Raw genomic sequence first — 18,982 nt, forward strand, 5'->3', positions numbered from 1 at the left:
TCCATTTGACTTGTTGACGGGCAACATATCATCTTTTTAGTTTGTCCAAAGCTATATCACGAAATCCAGCAGATAAAAGTCTTCTTTACCCACGCCGCATTCCGGGCATTTCCAATCGTCGGGGATGTCTTCGAATTTCGTGCCGGGGGCGATGCCGTGTTCGGGGTCGCCGAGGTCTTCGTCGTAAATCCAGCCGCAGGGGCCGCACATGTATTGTGCCATGGTTTGTTCCTTCTGATATTTGAGGTCGTCTGAAAACAGTTGGCAAAAGGTTTTCAGACGACCTTTTGTTTGGTCTGTTTCAAAACCTTACGCCGCTTCCAATGCCGCGATTTCTTTGCGCAAGTGTTTCAACGCGGGGGTAACGATGGCGACGAACATGGCTTCGCGGACGCGGCGTTGGGCGGGGCTGCGCATGAGATAGCCTTTTGCGCCCGCGTGTAAGGCGGCAGATTGGGCGGCGGCAAGCGTCAGCTCGGAGGCGGCGGCGCGCAGTTTCAGCGTGGCGAGGTTGTCGGGGGTGTTGTTCCACGCCAAGTCCGCCAGTTGCTCGGTGGTTTGCCATGCTTCGTCCAAAGCGGCTTTGAGGCTGTCGTAGCTGTCGTCGAGGTAGCTGTTGACATCGGCGTTGACGACGTTGGCGATGCGGATGATGCCGAGGCTGCCGTCGATTACGCCCGCGCCGATGCCGATTTGCAGCAGGATGAAGCCGGATTTGATGGTGGCGATGTAGTCAGAGAACTGTTCGGGCGAGGCAATTACGTCTTCGTCAGGAATGAAAACGTCTTTGAAATTCAGGCTGAACGTGCGCGTGCCTTCGAGGGCGCAGAATTCGGGGCAGGCTTGCAGGGTTACGCCTTCCCATTGTCCGCCGGTGATGAACATGACGTAGCTGTCGCCGATTTGGGCGGTATTCGCCCAGATGTGGTCTTCGCCGATGTTGGATACCCACGGCAGCGCGCCGTTGACTGTGTAGCCGCCGTCCACGCGCTCGGCTTGAAGATTGTGTTTTTCAATGCCGGCAAGGTGTTTGACGGTATTGGACATGCCCGTCCCCGCCAATACTTTGCCTTGCAGGATGTCGGCAAGGTATTTTTCTTTGACGGCTTGGTTGGGCGTTTGGTGCAGATACCACGCGCAAGCCGCCTGACACCATGCGCTGAACGAGGTCGCGCCGCATTCTTTGCCGACTTCGCGCAGGACGGCGATTTGCGCCGCCAAACCTAAGCCGTTGCCGCCTTCCGCTTCCGTACCGACTGCGCCGAATCCGCCGATGGCGCCGAGTTCGCGCATAAAGTCTTCGGGATACAAACCATTGCGGTCGATTTCGTCCACTAAGGGTTTGAGTTTGGCTTTGACGAGTTCGGCAACTTGAGACAATAAGGTTTCACGGTTCATGGTCTTATCCTTGAAAATGTGTGCGGACGGCGCGGGAGGGCGTTCCGTTTGAAAGGGGAAGTAGTCCGTTACAGGGACGGCATTTTTGAAAAAGGTCGTCTGAAAAGGGGCAAACGGTTTTGCCGACGCTTTTCAGACGACCTTCAGTCAGAATCAGGCGAATGCCTGCAATTCAGGGTTGATGTCTGTTTGCGCCACGTTGTTGACGTAGTTGCACAAAGTCGCCAAGGCAACGCCCATTACGACTTCGACAGCCTGCTGCTGGTTGTAGCCTGCGTCGAAGAAGGCTTTGAGTTCGGCATCGGATACCGCGCCTTTTTTCGCCATCACGGCTTGGGTAAACGCAGCGAGCGCGCCCAGTTTGGCATCGTCAAATTCGCCTGCCGCCAACGCGCGCGAGGCTTTGATGGATTGTTCGGACAGAAGTTTTTTCAGGGTTGCCAGCTTAGTGTGGCCTGCCACGCAGAAACCGCATTCGTTGGTACGGGCGGCGATGATTTGGATGACTTCGACTTCACCGGGAGTCAGGCTGTTGGCGGCGTTCAGTTTGCCGACTTCTTGATAGAACGCCAACGCTTCGGGCGCGTTTGCCAATACGCCGATGAGGTTGGGGATGAAGCCGTTGTTTTTCAGCGCGGCTTCGACGCGGGGTTTTGCTGCTTCGGGAGCGGTTTCGACGGTGTGTACAGTTAAGCGTGCCATAATTTATACCTTTGTTTTCAGTGTATTGAACGGAATGTGGCATACTACTCCGATTGTCGTTTTTCGGGAAAGACTGATTGGTTATGTGCTGCAAACCAAAAGTTATAAGCAAAAAAAGGTCGTCTGAAAACCGAATACAGTTTTCAGACGACCTTTCATTCACTTATACCATCCCAACCTTATCATTCAACCCAGTTTTTCTTCTTACTGGTTTTGCCTATACCTGGATTGAAGCTGTTGGTCGGGTCGAGTTTTCGGTAGAACTGTTTGAGCGCGGGTTTCGCTTCGTATAAATGGCCGACGTTGTGTTCGGCAGGATACTGCGCGCCGCGTTGGTCTAAGAGATAAAGCATTTCGTGTTCCAATGCCATGCAGTCGTTGCCTTTTTTGATGATGTAATCCTGATGGAAAACGTGGCACATGAAATGTCCGTAGTAGAGTTTGTGGATGATTTTATTGTCGATTTCTGACGGCAGTTTTTCAAACCAGTCGCGGTCGTCGCGGCGCAGGGCGATGTCCAGCGCGACCAAATCTTCCACCTCGTCGTCATGCACGGCACGATAGCGGATGGCGGCGGAAGCGACGGCAAAACGGTGCAGCATGGCAGCTTGGGTTTCTTCTGCGTTGCATTCGAAAAACGCGCCGCTGTGGTGTGCAAAATACTCTTTCAGGAACGCGCGCGCTTCATCGACGCCTTTTCCGCCCATTTTCAGAATCAGATGGTGTTCGTATTTGTCGCGGTAATCGCGCATGGATTTGGGCAGGTGATCGGGCAGGTATTTGCTGACGAACTGCATGACCTTGTCGGAAAAATGTTTGGGCAGGAAGCTGACTTTTTTGCCGAAGCGGTCAACTTTGGCTTTGAAATCAAATAATTTCGGCAGTTGGTGCGTACCGAATTTTTTGATGACGTAGAACGTGTCTTTGCCGTACACGTCGGCAATATCGAAAGCGTCGCGATGGATGTATTCGCCGGAAACGGGCAGGCTTTCAAATTCGCCCAAGGCAGCGCGGCGGATGTCGGTCAACTCGTTGATGTCGTTGGTGCCGATGTAGAACACGGCGGTTTGTTTTTCTTGCGGGAAGGTGTCCAAGCGGACGGCGAATACCATCAGTTTGCCCGCGCAGCCGGACGCTTCGTAATGGCGCGCCGGGTCGGCATTAAAACGCGCGGCGGTCGGCTCGTCCACTTGGCGAACATGGTCGCAATAGGCGTGGTCGTGTCCTTTACCCGCGTCTTGCGTGATGTCTTTTCTCTGATAATGATGACCTTGAAGGTTGGTCAGGATTTCTTCGGGCGCGTCGCCCAAATCTATGCCCAAATGGTTGACCAGCTCCAGTTTGCCCTCTTCGTTGATTTGGGCAAACAGCGCCATTTCCGTGTAGGCAGGGCCGCGCTGCACCAATGCGCCGCCGGAGTTGTTGCACACGCCGCCCAAGACGGACGCGCCGATACATGAAGAGCCGATGACCGAATGCGGTTCGCGCCCCAAAGGTTTCAGCAGCAATTCGAGCTGGTTCAAGGTCGAACCGGGCAGGCAAACGACTTGTTCGTTGTTGTTGATGGTTTGGATGATGTTCATCCGCATGGTGTTCACGATCACGATGTCGCGGTCGTAATCGTTGCCGTCGGGGGTCGAGCCGCCCGTCAAACCGGTATTCGCCGCCTGCGTAATCACAATCACGTCCGCTTCGACGCAAGCCTGCAAAATTTTCCACATTTCCAGAATGGTTCCGGGGCGCACCACCGCCAACGCCCTACCCTCGCCGAAACGGTAGCCTTGGCGGTATTGTTCAGTTTTCGCGGGGTCGGTGATGATGTATTTTTCGCCGACGGTTTGGGTCAGGCTGCTGATTAATTGCGAGGCGGTCATGGCACTCTCCTAAATAGTCTGTTTATATTACTTCGGACATCGAAATCGAAACATTGTAGTAATGCCCAAGGGTAAAGTAAAGGTCGCCTGAAAACGAAATCCGGCTGGAAAACAGGCATCGTAAGCCTATTGAAGCCAAGTTCCGCCTTTTCAGACGACCTTTCCCCATCCCGAATTCTGCAAAAGCAAAAACACCGAAGACCAATCAATCTTCGGTGTTTTTTAATAGGGTGGCGAGCCAGACCCCCGGCACTGACGCATCGGAGTGGGCTGCTGGCTTCCGCCCCTGACCCGTTGTTCCGAATTACCATGCGGGGAGACCCGCCGTAAGAGATTGGGATTATAACTGTTTTACGGGAAAACTCAAGCGCGCCGGTGTCAAAGGTCGTTTGAAAAGTTTGTTTGCGGTAAAATTGTCAACAATATCCGCCTTTTTAAAAATCATTCCTATTGAAACATTTTCGCCTTTGACGTTGAAAAACATCGAAATTTAAACTACATTAACACTTTCTACCAAGTTGTCTGATTGGCCCGAAAATCGTTTTAACTTCGTTGAAGCTGCGCTTTCAGACGACCTTTTTCCTAAAAACACAGCGAAATCATGCAGCAGTTTCGTGTAATTTCGCCGTACCAATAATCTTACGGACACACCGCCACCATGACCACGACTACCGCCCCGCAGCGTATTCGGGAAATTCCCTACAACTATACTTCCTACACCGACCGCGAAATCGTCATCCGCCTGTTGGGCGATGAGGCGTGGCAAATCCTGCAGGACTTGCGCGGACAGCGCAGGACGGGGCGTTCGGCGCGGATGCTGTTTGAAGTGTTGGGCGACATTTGGGTGGTCGTGCGCAATCCGTATCTGGTCGATGATTTGCTGGAGCATCCGAAACGCCGCGCCGCGCTGGTGCGCGAAATGCGCCACCGTTTGAACGAAATCCGCAAACGCCGCGACGACAATCCGCAAGTCGATGTATTGGTTGCGGAGGCGGAAAAGGCGGTCGAGCGTTTTGACGGCGGCTTTGACGAAACGCGCCAAAAGCGGCGGCAGATTTTGGAACGTTTGAGCAAAATCACCAAGCCGCACAATATTATGTTCGACGGGCTGGCGCGGGTGACGCACGTTACCGATGCGACCGACTGGCGCGTCGAATATCCGTTTGTCGTCGTCAATCCCGATACGGAGGCGGAAGTCGCGCCTTTGGTGCGCGCCTTAATCGAGCTGGATTTGGTCATTATCCCGCGCGGCGGCGGCACGGGTTATACCGGCGGCGCCGTGCCTTTGGATGCAAACAGCGCGGTCATCAATACGGAAAAGCTGGACAAGCATCGCGGCGTGGAATTTGTCGAACTGGCGGGCTTGGACGGCAAACATCCGATTATCCATTGCGGCGCGGGCGTGGTAACGCGGCGGGTGGAAGAAACCGCGCATCAGGCGGGTTTGGTGTTCGCCGTCGATCCGACTTCCGCCGATGCGTCCTGCGTGGGCGGCAATGTGGCGATGAACGCGGGCGGCAAAAAAGCCGTGCTGTGGGGGACGGCGTTGGACAACCTCGCCTACTGGCAGATGGTCAACCCGCAGGGCGAATGGCTGCGCATCGAGCGCGTGCGCCATAATTTCGGCAAAATCCACGACGAAGAAACCGCCGTGTTCGACGTGCATACACTGGATTCAGACGGCATTAATGTTGTTAAAACCGAACGTTTGGAAATCCCCGGCCACAAATTCCGCAAAGTCGGTTTGGGCAAAGACGTTACCGACAAATTCTTGAGCGGCCTGCCCGGCGTGCAGAAAGAAGGCACGGACGGCATCATCACCAGCGTCGCCTTCGTGTTGCACAAAATGCCGAAATACACGCGCACCGTGTGTATGGAGTTTTTCGGCACAGTCGCCACCGCCACTCCTTCTATCGTCGAAATCCGCGATTTCCTGCTCGCCCACGACAGTGTGCGGCTGGCGGGTTTGGAACATTTGGACTGGCGTTATGTCCGCGCAGTCGGCTACGCCACCAAAGCGGCAGGTAAGGGGCGGCCGAAAATGGTCTTGTTGGCGGACGTGGTTTCAGACGACGAAGCCGCCGTAGAGGCAGCCGCCGAACACATCTGCGAACTTGCTCGCGCCCGCGACGGCGAAGGCTTTATCGCCGTGTCGCCCGAAGCGCGCAAAACTTTCTGGCTAGACCGCAGCCGCACCGCCGCCATCGCCAAACACACCAACGCCTTTAAAATCAACGAAGACGTGGTGATTCCGCTGGAGCGGCTGGGCGAGTATTCGGACGGTATCGAGCGCATCAACATTGAGCTTTCCATCCAAAACAAACTCACCTTGTGCGCCGCATTGGAGCAATATCTTTCGGGCAAACTTCCCATCGACAAAATGGGCACGGACCTGCCGACCGCCGAACTTTTGGGCGAACGCGGCAAACACGCCCTTGCCCACGTTTCCGCCGTCAAAGAGCGTTGGGACTGGTTGCTCGCCAATCTCGACACGCCGCTTGCCGACTACAAAGCCCGCTACGGCGCTGCCGTTCATGCCGCACCTGAAGCCAAAGACGACGAGAGCTGTTTCACCGCATTCCGCGACTTCCGCCTGCGCGTGTCCGTCAAAGACGACGTAATGAAACCGCTCGCCGAAATCTTCAGCGGCAAAACCGACACCAAAATCATCGAAGGCTTGGGCAAAATCCACGCCAAAACCGTACGCGGTCGCGTCTTCGTCGCCTTGCACATGCACGCCGGCGACGGCAACGTCCACACCAACATCCCCGTCAATTCAGACGACGCCCAAATGCTTCAGACCGCCTACCGTTCGGTCGAACGCATCATGAAAATCGCCCGCTCGCTCGGCGGCGTGATTTCGGGCGAACACGGCATCGGCATCACCAAGCTCGAATTTTTGACCGATGAAGATTTGCAGCCGTTTTGGGACTACAAAAACCAAGTCGATCCCAAGCACACCTTCAACCGTCACAAACTGATGAAAGGTTCGGACTTACGCAACGCCTACACGCCGTCTTTCGAGCTTTTGGGCGCGGAATCGCTGATTATGGAAAAATCAGACCTCGGCACCATCGCCGATTCCGTCAAAGACTGCCTGCGCTGCGGTAAATGCAAACCCGTCTGCTCCACCCACGTCCCACGCGCCAACCTGCTGTACAGCCCGCGCAACAAAATCCTCGGCGTGGGGCTACTGACCGAAGCCTTTTTATACGAAGAGCAAACCCGCCGCGGCGTTTCCATCAAACACTTCGAAGAACTCATGGACATCGGCGACCACTGCACCGTGTGCCACCGCTGCGTCAAACCCTGCCCCGTCAACATCGACTTCGGCGACGTAACCGTAGCCATCCGCAACTACCTTGCCGATTCCGGTCATAAACGCTTTGCACCCGCCGCATCGATGGGTATGGCGTTCCTGAACGCTACCGGCCCGAAAACCATCAAAGCCCTGCGCGCCGCCATGATACAGACCGGCTTCCCCGCGCAGAACTTCGCTTACAAAATCGGCAAACTCCTGCCCGTCGGCACCAAAAAACAAAAAGCCGAACCCAAAGCCACCGTCGGCACCGCTCCGGTCAAAGAACAAATCATCCACTTCATCAACCGTCCTTTGCCCAAAAGTGTGCCTGCCAAAACACCGCGCTCCATGCTCGGCATAGAAGACGACAAAAGCATCCCCATCATCCGCAACCCTGCCGCGCCCGAAGATGCCGAAGCCGTGTTCTACTTCCCGGGCTGCGGTTCGGAGCGTCTGTTCAGCCAAATCGGACTCGCCGTCCAAGCCATGCTCTGGCACGTCGGCGTACAAACCGTCCTGCCGCCCGGCTATATGTGTTGCGGCTATCCGCAGGACGCGGGCGGCAACAAGGCAAAAGCCGAACAAATGAGCACCAACAACCGCGTGGCTTTCCACCGTATGGCGAACACCCTCAACTACCTCGACATCAAAACCGTCGTTGTCAGTTGCGGCACCTGCTACGACCAGCTCGAAAAATACCGCTTCGAAGAAATCTTCCCCGGCTGCCGCATCATCGACATCCACGAATACCTGCTCGAAAAAGGCGTGCAACTGAACGGCGTGAAAGGTCAGCAATACCTCTACCACGACCCCTGCCACACGCCCATCAAAACCATGAACGCCACCCAAATGGCAAGCAGCCTCATGGGGCAAAAAGTCGTCTTAAGCGACCGCTGCTGCGGCGAATCCGGCATGTTCGCCGTCAAACGCCCCGACATCGCCACCCAAGTCAAATTCCGCAAACAGGAAGAAATCGAGAAAAACCTCAAAGAGCTGCCGCAGGGCGAACCCGTCAAAATGCTCACCTCCTGCCCCGCCTGCCTGCAAGGTCTGAGCCGTTACGCCGACGACAACAACATGCCCGCCGACTACATCGTCATCGAAATGGCGAAACATATTCTCGGTGAAAACTGGCTGGACGAGTTTGTGAAAAAAGCCAACAACGGCGGCGTGGAGAAAGTGTTGCTGTAAGGTTTGTATGGTTTCAGACGACCCCAAAGGTCGTCTGAAACTGTTATCCAAGAAATCGGCGGATACGATTGGGAAGGATAGGGGGAGGCGGTCATGTTTTGGTTCTGCCTACAATCCATGTTCCGAAACAATCCATTCTCGATTTTCAGACGACCTCTACGTTTGAAACAGACAAAACACCATTCCTTACTCCATACTTCCGACTATAAAAAAAGGTCGTCTGAAAACCTTAAACCAAGATTTTCAGACGACCTTTCTTTATCCAAGGCGGCAAATGTTTGCCCAATTCAGCAAAGCTACTGCCTAAAGCTTACATCCCGCCGTAATTCGGTCCGCTTGCGCCTTCGGGGCAAATCCAAGTGATGTTTTGCGTCGGGTCTTTGATGTCGCACGTTTTGCAGTGGACGCAGTTGGCGGCGTTGATTTGCAGGCGCGGGCTGCCGTTTTCTTCGACGATTTCATACACACCGGCCGGGCAATAGCGCGTTTCGGGCGAAGCGTATTCTTTGTAGTTCACGTCTATCATCGTTTGCGGATTTTTCAGCACCAAATGGTCGGGCTGATTTTCTTCGTGCGCGAGGTTGGCGAGGAAGACGCTGCTTAAGCGATCGAAGGTCAACACGCCGTCAGGTTTCGGATAATCAATCGGCTTGCACGCGGCGGCTTTTTTAAGCTGCTCGTTGTCTTTGCCGTGATGTTTCAAAGTCCACGGGGCTTTGCCTCTGAAAATCATCTGATCGATGCCGGTATAGATCGAACCGAGGTAAACGCCCCATTTGAATGACGGACGGACATTACGCGCGGCGTAAAGCTCTTGATACAGCCAGCTTTGTTCAAAACGTTGCTGATAATCCGCTGCCTCTTTGCCGCTATCGAAACCCTCCACTTCTTCAAGGTTTTCCAACAAGGGGAACACTGCTTCGGCGGCGAGCATGGCGGATTTCATCGCGGTATGAATGCCTTTGATGCGCGGCATATTGAGGAAACCCGCCGCATCGCCGATTAAAACGCCGCCTTTGAACGAGAGCTTCGGCAGGCTTTGCAAACCGCCTTCAATCAGCGAACGTGCGCCGTAAGCGATACGGCGACCGCCTTCGAAGGTTTTGCGGATTTCGGGATGGGTTTTGAAGCGTTGGAACTCTTCAAACGGCGACAGATAAGGGTTTTGATAATCCAAACCGACCACAAAACCGACGGCGACTTTGTTATCGTCGAAATGGTAAACAAACGCACCGCCGTAGGTTTTGCTGTCCAGCGGCCAGCCCGCGCTGTGTACCACCAAACCGGGCTGATGTTTTTCAGACGTCACTTCCCAAATCTCTTTGATGCCCAAGCCGTAAGTTTGTGGCTGGCTGTTTTGGTCGAGTTGGAAACGTTCGATGACTTGTTTGGAAAGCGAACCGCGGCAACCTTCGGCAAACAGGGTTTGCTGCGCCCAAAGCTCCATGCCGGGCTGGAAACTGTCGGTCGGCTCGCCGTCTTTACCCACGCCCATATTGCCGGTTGCAATGCCTTTGACCGAACCGTCTTCGTGATACAGCACTTCGGCGGCGGCAAAGCCCGGATAGATTTCCACGCCCATATTTTCCGCCTGCTCCGCCAACCAGCGCACAACTTCGCCCAAGCTGACGATATAGTTGCCGTGATTGTCGAAATTGGGGGTAACGGGCAGATTGAACGCTTTTTTCTCCGTCAGGAACAACACTTTGTCCTGCGTTACCGCACGCGTCAGCGGCGCGCCTTTTTCTTTCCAGTCGGGAATCAGCTCATTCAGCGCAATCGGATCAATGACCGCGCCCGCCAGCGAATGCGCACCTGCCTCCGAACCCTTCTCCACCACGCAAACGCTGATTTCGCGCCCGTTTTTTTCGGCAAGCTGCTTGAGTTTGATGGCGGCGGACAAACCCGACGGGCCTGCGCCGACAATCACGACATCGTATTGCATACTGTCGCGGGTGATGGATTCTGTCATGGCGGTTCCTGTATGTTTATTATTGAATTGCAAACTTGTGATTATACAACGGGAACATATAGTTACAAAATACAACAAAGGTCGTCTGAAAACCATGTTTTCGGTTTCAGACGACCTTTTGACTTTTTTCTATTTAAACCAATCAAGCGGTTTTATTTTTTCATCGCATCAGTCAAGGCTTTGACGTTGTAGCGGTACATGCCGATATAAGTATTGGCAGGTGCGCCGCCGAGTGCGTCGGAGTAGAGTTTACCGCTGACGTTGACGCCGGTTTCTTTGGCGATACGGTCAACCATGCGCGTGTCTTTGATGTTTTCAGTGAACACGGCTTTGATGCCTTCGCGTTTGATTTGGCGGATGATGGAAGCCACTTGTTTGGCGGACGGCTCGGCTTCGCTGCTCACGCCTTGCGGGGCGATGAACTCAATATTGTAGCGTTTGCCCATGTAGGAGAAAGCGTCGTGTCCGGTCAGAACTTTGCGCTTGGCGGCGGGAACGGCGTTAAAGGCGGTTTGGGCGTCGCTATGCAGTTTTTTCAGCTGCACTTGGTAGTTGCCCAAGCGTTGTTGGTAGTAGGTTTTGCCTTCGGGGTCTGCCTGAATCAGAGCGTTGGCGACGTTTTGGGCGTAGGTCGTCATCAGGACGGGGTCGGTCCAGACGTGCGGGTCAAATTCGCCGTGGTCGTGGTGGTGGCCTTCGTGATCGTGGTCATGGTGATGACCGCCTTCTTCGGCTTTAAGCGCCTGTATGCCTTTGGTCGCTTCGGCAAAGGGAACTTTGCTTTGTTTGACGGCGCGCTGAACATCAGCCGCTTCCAAACCCAAGCCGTTGAGCAGGACTAATTTCGCACTACGGATTTTTTTGATGTCGCCGCTGGTCATGTGATAGGCGTGGCTGTCTTGGTTGGCACCGACCAAATTTTGCACGGCAACACGGTCGCCGCCGATTTGTTTGGTAACGTCGCCCAAAATGCTGAAGCTGGTGACGACGTTCATCGGGGCTGCGTAAACTGCGCCGGACATTAATGCAGCGATGACGCCGAGTTTCCAATGTTTCATGTTTTTCTCTCTCCAATTGATATAACGTAACAATCCGTCATTTTAAAACAGCAAGACGGAATCTTCAAGCAGCCCCACTTATAGATACTTCCCTAGCCTAAAAGTTTTTATAGTGGATTAACTTTAAACCAGTACGGCGTTGCCTCGCCTTGCCGTACTATCTGTACTGTCTATGGCTTCGTCGCCTTGTCCTGATTTTTGTTAATCCACTATAGATACTGCAATTTTAAGTTTTCAGACGACCTTCGAGCCTATTGTTTTCGTGGACGGAGTCCACGCTACGGCACTTGTGTTGCCAACAGACCGCGTAGCGTGGGCTTTGCCCACGAGCCACTCAAGATTTCAGACGACCTGTCCGTCAATTATCTTCGTGGGTAGAACCCACGCTACCGATATCCCGCGCCAGTGAAAACCGATAGCCAACCCAAAAACAAAGGTCGTCTGAAAACCCGATTTTTGAGTTTTCAGACGACCTTTTTGTCTATCGTTTTCGTGGACGGAGTCCACGCTACGGTGCTGGTGTTTCCAACAAACATCGTAGCGCGGGCTACGCCCACGAACTATTAAAGATTCCAGCAAGCAACCCACCAAAAATCTCAGACAAAAAAAGCAGACCCATCAGGTCTGCTTTCAATCTTTCCGATTAATCCAGATTCAAAACGGCGGAGGTGTAAACGTCCTGTACGTCGTCCAAATCTTCCAGCGCGTCAATCAATTTCTGCATTTTGACGGCATCGTCGCCGGAGAGTTCGGTTTCGTTTTGGGCGCGCATGGTGACGTCACCGTCAACGGATTTGTAGCCTGCGGCTTCCAATGCGGCTTTCACGCCCGCCCAGTCGTTCGGGGCGGTGATGACTTCGATGGAGCCATCGTCGTTGGTGATAACGTCTTCCGCACCGGCTTCCAGAGCGGCTTCCATCAGCGCGTCTTCGTCAACGCCGGGTTCGAACACCAAATACCCCTGATGCACGAAGTTGAACGCTACGCAGCCGTCGGTACCCAAGTTGCCGCCGTTTTTGGTGAACGCATGGCGCACGTCGGCGACGGTGCGGGTTTTGTTGTCGGTCAGGCAGTCCACCATCAGCGCCGCGCCGCCGATGCCGTAGCCTTCGTAGCGCAACTCGATGTATTCCACGCCTTCCAAGTTGCCCGTACCTTTGTCGATGGCGCGTTGTACGTTGTCTTTGGGCATATTGTTTTCAGCAGCTTTTTCCAAAGCCAGACGCAGGCGCGGGTTGGCGCCGGGATCGCCGCCGCCCATGCGGGCTGCAACGGTGATTTCTTTAATCAAACGGGTGAAGATTTTGCCGCGTTTGGCATCTTGACGGGCTTTTTTATGCTGGATATTCGCCCACTTACTGTGACCTGCCATGATAAATCCTTTCGATTTTCCGCCTTATCCGGCGGGCTTTTGCTCATTTTCAAAGGGCGCATTTTAACATAGGTTGGATATGCCTAAAATATTTCAGACGACCCTCATCCTGCCAAAGGGTCGTCTGAAAACGCTGCCTGCGCCTGAAAAACGCAAAAATCTTGTCTTTGCCCAAACCTGATCTTTTTTTCGTTTGCCTCACAAAAGGTTTACGGTATCATGCAGACCTGCTTCAGGATTGTTGACAACTTGGGGCGAAACGGACGAAACCGGCCTGCTCGCCGCGCCGTCCGACACAACGGCATTCAACGGAGTAACCGCCGCAGAATGCCGTCATCTGTTCATTTTTCAATATAAGGTTTGTAATTATGGAAGAAACATTGTCTGCACTGGTGGGCGCAGTCAATCTGATTCTGTGGGATTACATGCTGATTTACGCCCTTTTGGGCATCGGCCTGTTTTTCACACTCTATCTAGGCGCGCCGCAGATTACCAAATTGGGGACGGGGTTTAAATCCGTCTTCGGCGGTTTGTTTTCCCAAAAAGACAAAGACGATAAATCTTTGTCGCAATTCCAAGCACTCGCCGTCGCCGTCTCCGCACAAATCGGCACGGGCAACGTCGCCGGTGTGGCAACCGCCATTACCGCAGGCGGGCCGGGCGCGATTTTTTGGATGTGGCTTTCCGCCGTTTTGGGGATGTCTACGATTTTTGCCGAAGCCCTGCTCGCGCAAAAATACCGCGTCGTCAGCCACGGCAAATACATCGGTGGTCCCGCGTTCTACATCACGCACGGTCTGACCCCGAAAATCGGGCGCGGCGCGGCGCGTTTCTTATCGGGCTTCTTCTCCATCGCCCTGATTATCGCGCTGGGCTTTATCGGCAACGCCACGCAGGCGAACTCCATCGCCTCCTCCGTTACCATCGCCTTTAACGTACCGGCATTGGCAGTGGGCATCGCCCTCGCCGTCCTCGCGGGCATGATTATCGTCGGCGGCGTCAACCGCATCGCCAACATCGCCCAATTCGTCGTGCCGTTTATGGCGATTATCTATATTTTGTGTGCCGTCGTTATCCTGTTCAAATTCTCCGACCACATCATACCGATGTTCAACCACATCTTTACTGCCGCCTTCAATCCTGAAGCCGTTTTAGGCGGCGCAGCCGGTATCGGTATGCGCGAAGCCGTCCGTTTCGGCGTGGCACGCGGCTTGTTCTCCAACGAAGCGGGTATGGGTTCGACACCGCACGCACACGCCACCGCCGACGTGAACCACCCTGTTCAACAAGGCTTGGCGGCATTTATCGGCGTATTCATCGACACCATCTTGGTCTGCACCGCCACCGCGCTGATTATCCTCCTGACCGATGCCAACCTTTCCGGCGAACAAGGCGCGGCGGTGACCCAATTCGCCTTCAGCAAAGCCTTCCCCGGCTTCGGTTCGCAACTGCTCGCCGTCTGCCTGACCTTTTTCGCCTTCACCACCATCATCGGCTGGTACTACTTCGGCGAGTCCAACATCCGCTTCCTCTTCAGAGGCAAACACTTGGGCATTTACCGCGCGCTCGTGCTGCTGGCTATCGTGTTGGGCACGCTGGGTAAGGTCGATTTGGTTTGGAGCCTGTCCGATATGTTCAACGGCTTCATGGTCATCCCCAACTTAATCGCCCTATTCCTCTTGCGCAAAGAAATCCGCGCCGTTTACGACGATTATCTGGCACAGAAAAAAGCCGGCAAAGACTTGTCCTACCAATATGAATTCCACGAATTCCACGACAAGGCTTAATCCGCAATCGTAAAAAGGTCGTCTGAAAATTTTCAGACGACCTTTTTAAATTCCGAACATTTATTTTGTTTTCAACCAAGCAAACCAAACCAATACGACAACGAAACAAAAATAAGCAATGCTCCAAACCGGCAGCGCGATACCCAAAAAATAATCCGGTACGGCGCAATTACCAAAGCCGCGCACGATGGGTTCGAACCAGTCAAACAACGGCCAGTCCTTCAGGCGGAACGTCCACGGAGCACCGCAGGAAGGTGCCGTACCCGGCGGCAGGCTTTGCAACCACAACTGATAAGTCGCCGTCCCTATCCCGTACACCGCAGGCGCGCTGATAAGCAAAGCGGAAAACGTCCGCCCCACTTTGGAAGACTGGCGGAAAAATACCGCCAGCAAAGCCGCCACCCCGACCGCCAATACGCACAAACGCTGCACGATGCACAATACGCAGGGATTCATCCCTAAAACATATTGCGAAACAAACGAACCGCAGGCAGCCAATACGGACAAAACGAGCAAAAACAAGGCTGTTTTTCTAAAAAAATTCATAATATCAAAGCTCTTTGCAAATTTCAGACGACCTCTTCATGCCATCGATCAGCGTCTATTTTACTACAAAACCAATCCCTTCCCGAAAAGCCCTGCCCATTCGCTTAAATTCAAAAAAGTACCCTCGTCGCCATTTCTGTTCAGGCGGCAATCCGCAATAATCGCTGAATCTTGCCAAAATCAGAAGCCCGGATTCACGCTTATACAGGAATGATGAAAATGTTTTCTATAGTGGATTAACTTTAAACCAGTACGGCGTTGCCTCACCTTGCCGTACTATCTGTACTGTCTGCGGCTTCGTCGCCTTGTCCTGATTTAAATTTAATCCACTATATTTTAAGCTGCTATAAAATGCACCGAATCAAAACTTCTCGCGCATACTTTACGCCACACCTCGATACTTTTTCAGACGACATTTCCACAATTTCGTATAAAAAACAGGATTCAGCCGTGCAAAACAGATGAAACTGTGGCATAATCCGCCCGTCTTCACAAAAAGACTTCAGGAGTTTGAACGGGTTCGCGCTCGTCAAACTTGTCCGAACCGAATAACGGTTCTTTTATTTTTCGGAGTTATCCATCATGGCATTGACCGTAGAACAAAAAGCACAAATTGTTAAAGATTTCCAACGCAAAGAAGGCGATACCGGCTCTTCTGAAGTACAAGTCGCTCTGTTGACTTTCCGCATCAACGATCTGACTCCTCACTTCAAAGCCAACCCTAAAGACCACCACAGCCGTCGCGGTCTGTTGAAAATGGTTAGCCAACGTCGCCGTCTGTTGTCTTACTTGCGCCGTACCCAACCTGATACATACCGCAACCTGATCACCCGCTTGGGTCTGCGCAAATAATTTATGCTTTACCGGACACCGCTTGCAAAAGCGGTGTTTTTTTATAGAAAAGGTCGTCTGAAAACGTATTGGTAAAGTTTTCAGACGACCTATCTCTTATGCTTACGAGAGATTTAATCTATCCGTATATATTCCACCGACAAAATCTCAATCTCCTCGCGCCCCTCCGGTGTATTCAAGATGACTTCGTCCCCTTCTCTCGCTTTAATCAAACAACGCGCCAACGGGGAAATCCAAGAAATTTTGTTTTGCGCGGTATCGATTTCATCGACGCCGACGATTTTGACGGTTTGCTCGCGCCCGTCGCCGCGCAACAGTCCGACGGTTGCGCCGAAAAACACTTGGTCGGTCGCTTCGCGCAATTCGGGATCAACGACGACGGCGGCTTCCAAACGCTTGGTCAGAAAACGGATGCGGCGGTCGATTTCGCGCATACGGCGTTTGCCGTAAAGATAGTCACCGTTTTCGCTGCGGTCGCCGTTGCTTGCCGCCCAGTTGACGATTTGGACGATTTCGGGACGTTCTTTATTGACCAGTTGATACAGCTCGTCTTTCAACGCCTGCCAACCAACGGGCGTAATGTAGTTTTTGGTTTCGGTACTCATGATATATATCTGATTATTTAGGATATACGGCAGTTTCAACAAAACTTCGAACTGCTGCATTGAAATGACTGATTCTACCGTCCTTAAGACGGAAGGTTCAAGCTGTCCATCTTGATTGCAAAACCATATCCATCGGCTTGAAAATGCCGCAAAGGTCGTCTGAAAAACTACGATGCCCGTTTTCAGACGACCTTTATTGATTAAGTATTCGAATTTTAGGCTGTTTTTAAAAATTCCATTCAGCTCCCAACGACCATTGACGGCTGCTGCGTCGTGCATAAGGGGCATTGCTGCGGATACGGCTGTATCCGTAATTCAAGGTCGGCGTGATGCCTTTATAGGACAATTTGTCATGACTGAGGCTGACGGAGAGGGAGCGCTCGCGGTTGCGTTGCGGCTCTATACCGAATGCCATAATGCCTTTATAGCGGCGGTTGGCAAATGAAGCGGTCAGGCGGCTGTTCAGCCCGCCCAGAAACGGCCATTGCTGTATCCAGCCTATATTGAACCCGTTGCGGCGGTAGGCGGCATTGTTGACGGCATTGCGTATGTTTTTGTTTTCAGGAACAAAGCGGTTGTATTGCCAACCACCGAACAGGGTCATTCTGCCAAAACGGCGCGCCAGGGAGAGATAGGTACTGTCGTGCCAACCGTCGTTGCGCAGCGCACGATCAGTTTCCCGATAGTTTTGGCGATAGCGTTCCAGCGAGTAATAAAGTTGTGTCGCGTTGCCGAGATTGAGCATATGCGAAAGCTGTACGCCGACCCCGTGTGCCAGCATATAAGGCGCGGCGCGGCGGTTGTTTTCTTTTTTGCTGTCAAACTCGCTGCTGCCTGCCAACTGTACCTGATAAAACGGTAAAACGCTGACGGTTTGTTTGCCGTCCTTGCGCTGCCAGCCCAAATAAGCCCTGCCGAACGCATCGTCGTAAGCCGATTGGCGGTCAAAAAAATAGCTCGTTCCGCTGAGGTTGGCGCGGAATTTGACGGCGTGATGCCCGTACAACGGGGTGAGTTTTTCGGTGTTCAATTCGTAATTCAAGCCGTTGGCACTGACGGGCAAAGTAACGCTGCATGCGGTTTGCCCCCTTGTTTCGATGCAATAACGCGGAGCAGCGTTGTTGGCGTTATCGCGATGCACGGGACTGATTCCACCAGACCATTTCCATTCTGTCTGCCGCTTGACGGCTTCTTGAAAGCGTTTGACGTTTTCCAAAACGGGGGCAGGTATATCGCGCTGCGCGGCATGGCGGAAATGCGCCGCTGCTTCGCCCAAACGATAATCCTGAAACTCTACCGCCGCTAAATCCAACAATATACGGTCGTCTGAAACGTCGGATTCATAAAGGGTACGATAACGTTCGACCGCTTCGGAAGTCCGCCCTTTCAACTTTGCCAGCAAAGCATCGGCACGTGCAATCAGCTTGGGATTGTGGTTGGGCTGTTTGCGGTAAAGTGCGGCAAGCGAAGAAACCAAATCTGCGCTATTGCCGTTCAGTGCTTGAATCAGCGCGTCCTCAAGAATATGCGGGTTTGCCGCTAAAAAATCATCGCCGACCACAGTCGGTTCGCCGACATTCTCATTCTTTTCAGACGACCTTTCTTCTTCGGACAAAATATTCAGCCATTGTTTTTGCTGCACTTGTACGGCAGCATCCTGAGAAGGCGCATCCTGCCGGACACCACCTTCGGGCAATTGAGCCAAGACTGCGGAAGGCAACAGGCAACACAAAGATGCCGAAACTATTTTTTGTTTTATTCTTAACATTCAAAATCATCCGAAATATATGTGTGTATATCACAGGGGTAGCCAAATGCAAACTACCATGCCCTACTGATTCCCCCAGTCAGGGATTTATGGCTGTCAAAGGTCGTCTGAAACTTTTCAGACGACCTTATTTTTGCGTAAAAGCAACAGATTCGCATTAAGATGCAGCATTATAGAGGTAAATTTCCAAAACAAACATAACTGATTTATTTTTATGGTCTTATAAATTATTCAAATGTTATTCATTAGTAGATTCATAGGATTAATCAAGCCAACCCACTAAACACGCCTGCAATATATCTTGCGAATCCAAAGCAATAGTTTGATTACACTATCACCCGATATTCTTCATCAGTAATAGATAACAATATCAAATCAGATATTTATAACAAATATTCAACTCTATGTCATTAATTGATTTATTTCTTAATATTTACTTCAGAAATCATAAAAACTCCGCGCGGATATTGCCAAAACGCCATAATTATTACAAAATATTACAACAAAATTGGTAATCCTTATCATTAATTTATAAAACATCAATATTAAGAGAGAT

General features: G+C 52.5%; 13 protein-coding genes, 1 other RNA gene and 1 pseudogene. 3 read left to right on the forward strand and 12 right to left on the reverse strand.

Annotated features, from left to right (window positions below; all coding sequences use genetic code 11):
• Positions 1-51: 51 nt before the first annotated feature.
• From DBY90_RS08285 to ffs, 5 genes are all read right to left on the reverse strand, one after another.
• Positions 52-222 carry a rubredoxin gene (locus tag DBY90_RS08285; protein ID WP_003744701.1) on the reverse strand — a complete coding sequence of 57 codons (171 nt, stop codon included), beginning with the start codon at positions 220-222 and terminating at the stop codon, positions 52-54.
• A gap of 87 nt (positions 223-309) precedes the next feature.
• Positions 310-1,398 (reverse strand): acyl-CoA dehydrogenase family protein, encoded by a 1,089-nt coding sequence (locus tag DBY90_RS08290; protein WP_070491413.1) that lies wholly within the window; start codon positions 1,396-1,398, stop codon positions 310-312.
• A 153-nt stretch (positions 1,399-1,551) separates the two neighbouring features.
• A complete protein-coding gene (locus DBY90_RS08295; protein WP_070491415.1) occupies positions 1,552-2,100 on the reverse strand; it encodes a carboxymuconolactone decarboxylase family protein in 549 nt (182 codons plus the stop codon).
• Positions 2,101-2,282: 182 nt separating this feature from the next.
• Positions 2,283-3,974 carry a D-lactate dehydrogenase gene (dld, locus tag DBY90_RS08300; protein WP_070491417.1) on the reverse strand — a complete coding sequence of 564 codons (1,692 nt, stop codon included), beginning with the start codon at positions 3,972-3,974 and terminating at the stop codon, positions 2,283-2,285.
• Between the two features lie 229 nt (positions 3,975-4,203).
• Positions 4,204-4,300, reverse strand: an RNA gene (gene ffs / locus DBY90_RS08305) — signal recognition particle sRNA small type.
• Between the two features lie 332 nt (positions 4,301-4,632).
• On the opposite strand from ffs, the gene DBY90_RS08310 reads away from it, so the two are divergent.
• A complete protein-coding gene (locus DBY90_RS08310; protein WP_107986988.1) occupies positions 4,633-8,466 on the forward strand; it encodes a DUF3683 domain-containing protein in 3,834 nt (1,277 codons plus the stop codon).
• A gap of 310 nt (positions 8,467-8,776) precedes the next feature.
• On the opposite strand, the gene DBY90_RS08315 is transcribed toward DBY90_RS08310, so the two are convergent.
• From DBY90_RS08315 to DBY90_RS08325, 3 genes are all read right to left on the reverse strand, one after another.
• Positions 8,777-10,438: an electron transfer flavoprotein-ubiquinone oxidoreductase gene (locus DBY90_RS08315; protein WP_070492408.1), complete on the reverse strand. Its 1,662-nt coding sequence runs from the start codon at positions 10,436-10,438 to the stop codon at positions 8,777-8,779.
• A 152-nt stretch (positions 10,439-10,590) separates the two neighbouring features.
• Entirely contained in the window at positions 10,591-11,496 is a 906-nt protein-coding gene (locus DBY90_RS08320) for a metal ABC transporter solute-binding protein, Zn/Mn family (protein WP_070492407.1), read from the reverse strand.
• Positions 11,497-12,139: 643 nt separating this feature from the next.
• Positions 12,140-12,868 carry a YebC/PmpR family DNA-binding transcriptional regulator gene (locus tag DBY90_RS08325; RefSeq protein WP_003744719.1) on the reverse strand — a complete coding sequence of 243 codons (729 nt, stop codon included), beginning with the start codon at positions 12,866-12,868 and terminating at the stop codon, positions 12,140-12,142.
• Between the two features lie 368 nt (positions 12,869-13,236).
• On the opposite strand from DBY90_RS08325, the gene DBY90_RS08330 reads away from it, so the two are divergent.
• The gene (locus DBY90_RS08330; protein WP_070492406.1) at positions 13,237-14,655 is read left to right on the forward strand and encodes an alanine/glycine:cation symporter family protein; all 1,419 of its coding nucleotides are present in this window, start codon (positions 13,237-13,239) and stop codon (positions 14,653-14,655) included.
• Between the two features lie 60 nt (positions 14,656-14,715).
• Here the strand turns inward: DBY90_RS08330 and DBY90_RS08335 are convergent, their stop codons facing one another.
• Positions 14,716-15,201 (reverse strand): disulfide bond formation protein B, encoded by a 486-nt coding sequence (locus DBY90_RS08335; protein WP_070492405.1) that lies wholly within the window; start codon positions 15,199-15,201, stop codon positions 14,716-14,718.
• 229 nt (positions 15,202-15,430) lie between these two features.
• Positions 15,431-15,541 (reverse strand): annotated as a pseudogene (locus DBY90_RS08340) (IS5/IS1182 family transposase); the annotation flags it as partial.
• A 242-nt stretch (positions 15,542-15,783) separates the two neighbouring features.
• Between DBY90_RS08340 and rpsO the strand changes: the two are divergent.
• Positions 15,784-16,053, forward strand: coding sequence for a 30S ribosomal protein S15 (gene rpsO, locus DBY90_RS08345; RefSeq protein ID WP_016687799.1), 270 nt, complete (start codon positions 15,784-15,786; stop codon positions 16,051-16,053).
• A gap of 113 nt (positions 16,054-16,166) precedes the next feature.
• Here the strand turns inward: rpsO and greB are convergent, their stop codons facing one another.
• Positions 16,167-16,658, reverse strand: coding sequence for a transcription elongation factor GreB (gene greB, locus DBY90_RS08350; RefSeq protein ID WP_039407314.1), 492 nt, complete (start codon positions 16,656-16,658; stop codon positions 16,167-16,169).
• A gap of 226 nt (positions 16,659-16,884) precedes the next feature.
• Entirely contained in the window at positions 16,885-18,426 is a 1,542-nt protein-coding gene (locus DBY90_RS08355; RefSeq protein WP_070492404.1) for a surface lipoprotein assembly modifier, read from the reverse strand.
• Positions 18,427-18,982 lie beyond the last annotated feature (556 nt).

Source organism: Neisseria mucosa, assembly GCF_003044445.1.
Lineage (GTDB): Bacteria > Pseudomonadota > Gammaproteobacteria > Burkholderiales > Neisseriaceae > Neisseria > Neisseria mucosa_A.

Coding starts and splice junctions, on each gene's coding strand:
- DBY90_RS08285 (WP_003744701.1), bottom strand. CDS start 222: ATGGCACAATACATGTGCGGCCCCTGCGGCTGGATTTACGACGAAGAC.
- DBY90_RS08290 (WP_070491413.1), bottom strand. CDS start 1,398: ATGAACCGTGAAACCTTATTGTCTCAAGTTGCCGAACTCGTCAAAGCC.
- DBY90_RS08295 (WP_070491415.1), bottom strand. CDS start 2,100: ATGGCACGCTTAACTGTACACACCGTCGAAACCGCTCCCGAAGCAGCA.
- dld (WP_070491417.1), bottom strand. CDS start 3,974: ATGACCGCCTCGCAATTAATCAGCAGCCTGACCCAAACCGTCGGCGAA.
- DBY90_RS08310 (WP_107986988.1), top strand. CDS start 4,633: ATGACCACGACTACCGCCCCGCAGCGTATTCGGGAAATTCCCTACAAC.
- DBY90_RS08315 (WP_070492408.1), bottom strand. CDS start 10,438: ATGACAGAATCCATCACCCGCGACAGTATGCAATACGATGTCGTGATT.
- DBY90_RS08320 (WP_070492407.1), bottom strand. CDS start 11,496: ATGAAACATTGGAAACTCGGCGTCATCGCTGCATTAATGTCCGGCGCA.
- DBY90_RS08325 (WP_003744719.1), bottom strand. CDS start 12,868: ATGGCAGGTCACAGTAAGTGGGCGAATATCCAGCATAAAAAAGCCCGT.
- DBY90_RS08330 (WP_070492406.1), top strand. CDS start 13,237: ATGGAAGAAACATTGTCTGCACTGGTGGGCGCAGTCAATCTGATTCTG.
- DBY90_RS08335 (WP_070492405.1), bottom strand. CDS start 15,201: ATGAATTTTTTTAGAAAAACAGCCTTGTTTTTGCTCGTTTTGTCCGTA.
- rpsO (WP_016687799.1), top strand. CDS start 15,784: ATGGCATTGACCGTAGAACAAAAAGCACAAATTGTTAAAGATTTCCAA.
- greB (WP_039407314.1), bottom strand. CDS start 16,658: ATGAGTACCGAAACCAAAAACTACATTACGCCCGTTGGTTGGCAGGCG.
- DBY90_RS08355 (WP_070492404.1), bottom strand. CDS start 18,426: ATGTTAAGAATAAAACAAAAAATAGTTTCGGCATCTTTGTGTTGCCTG.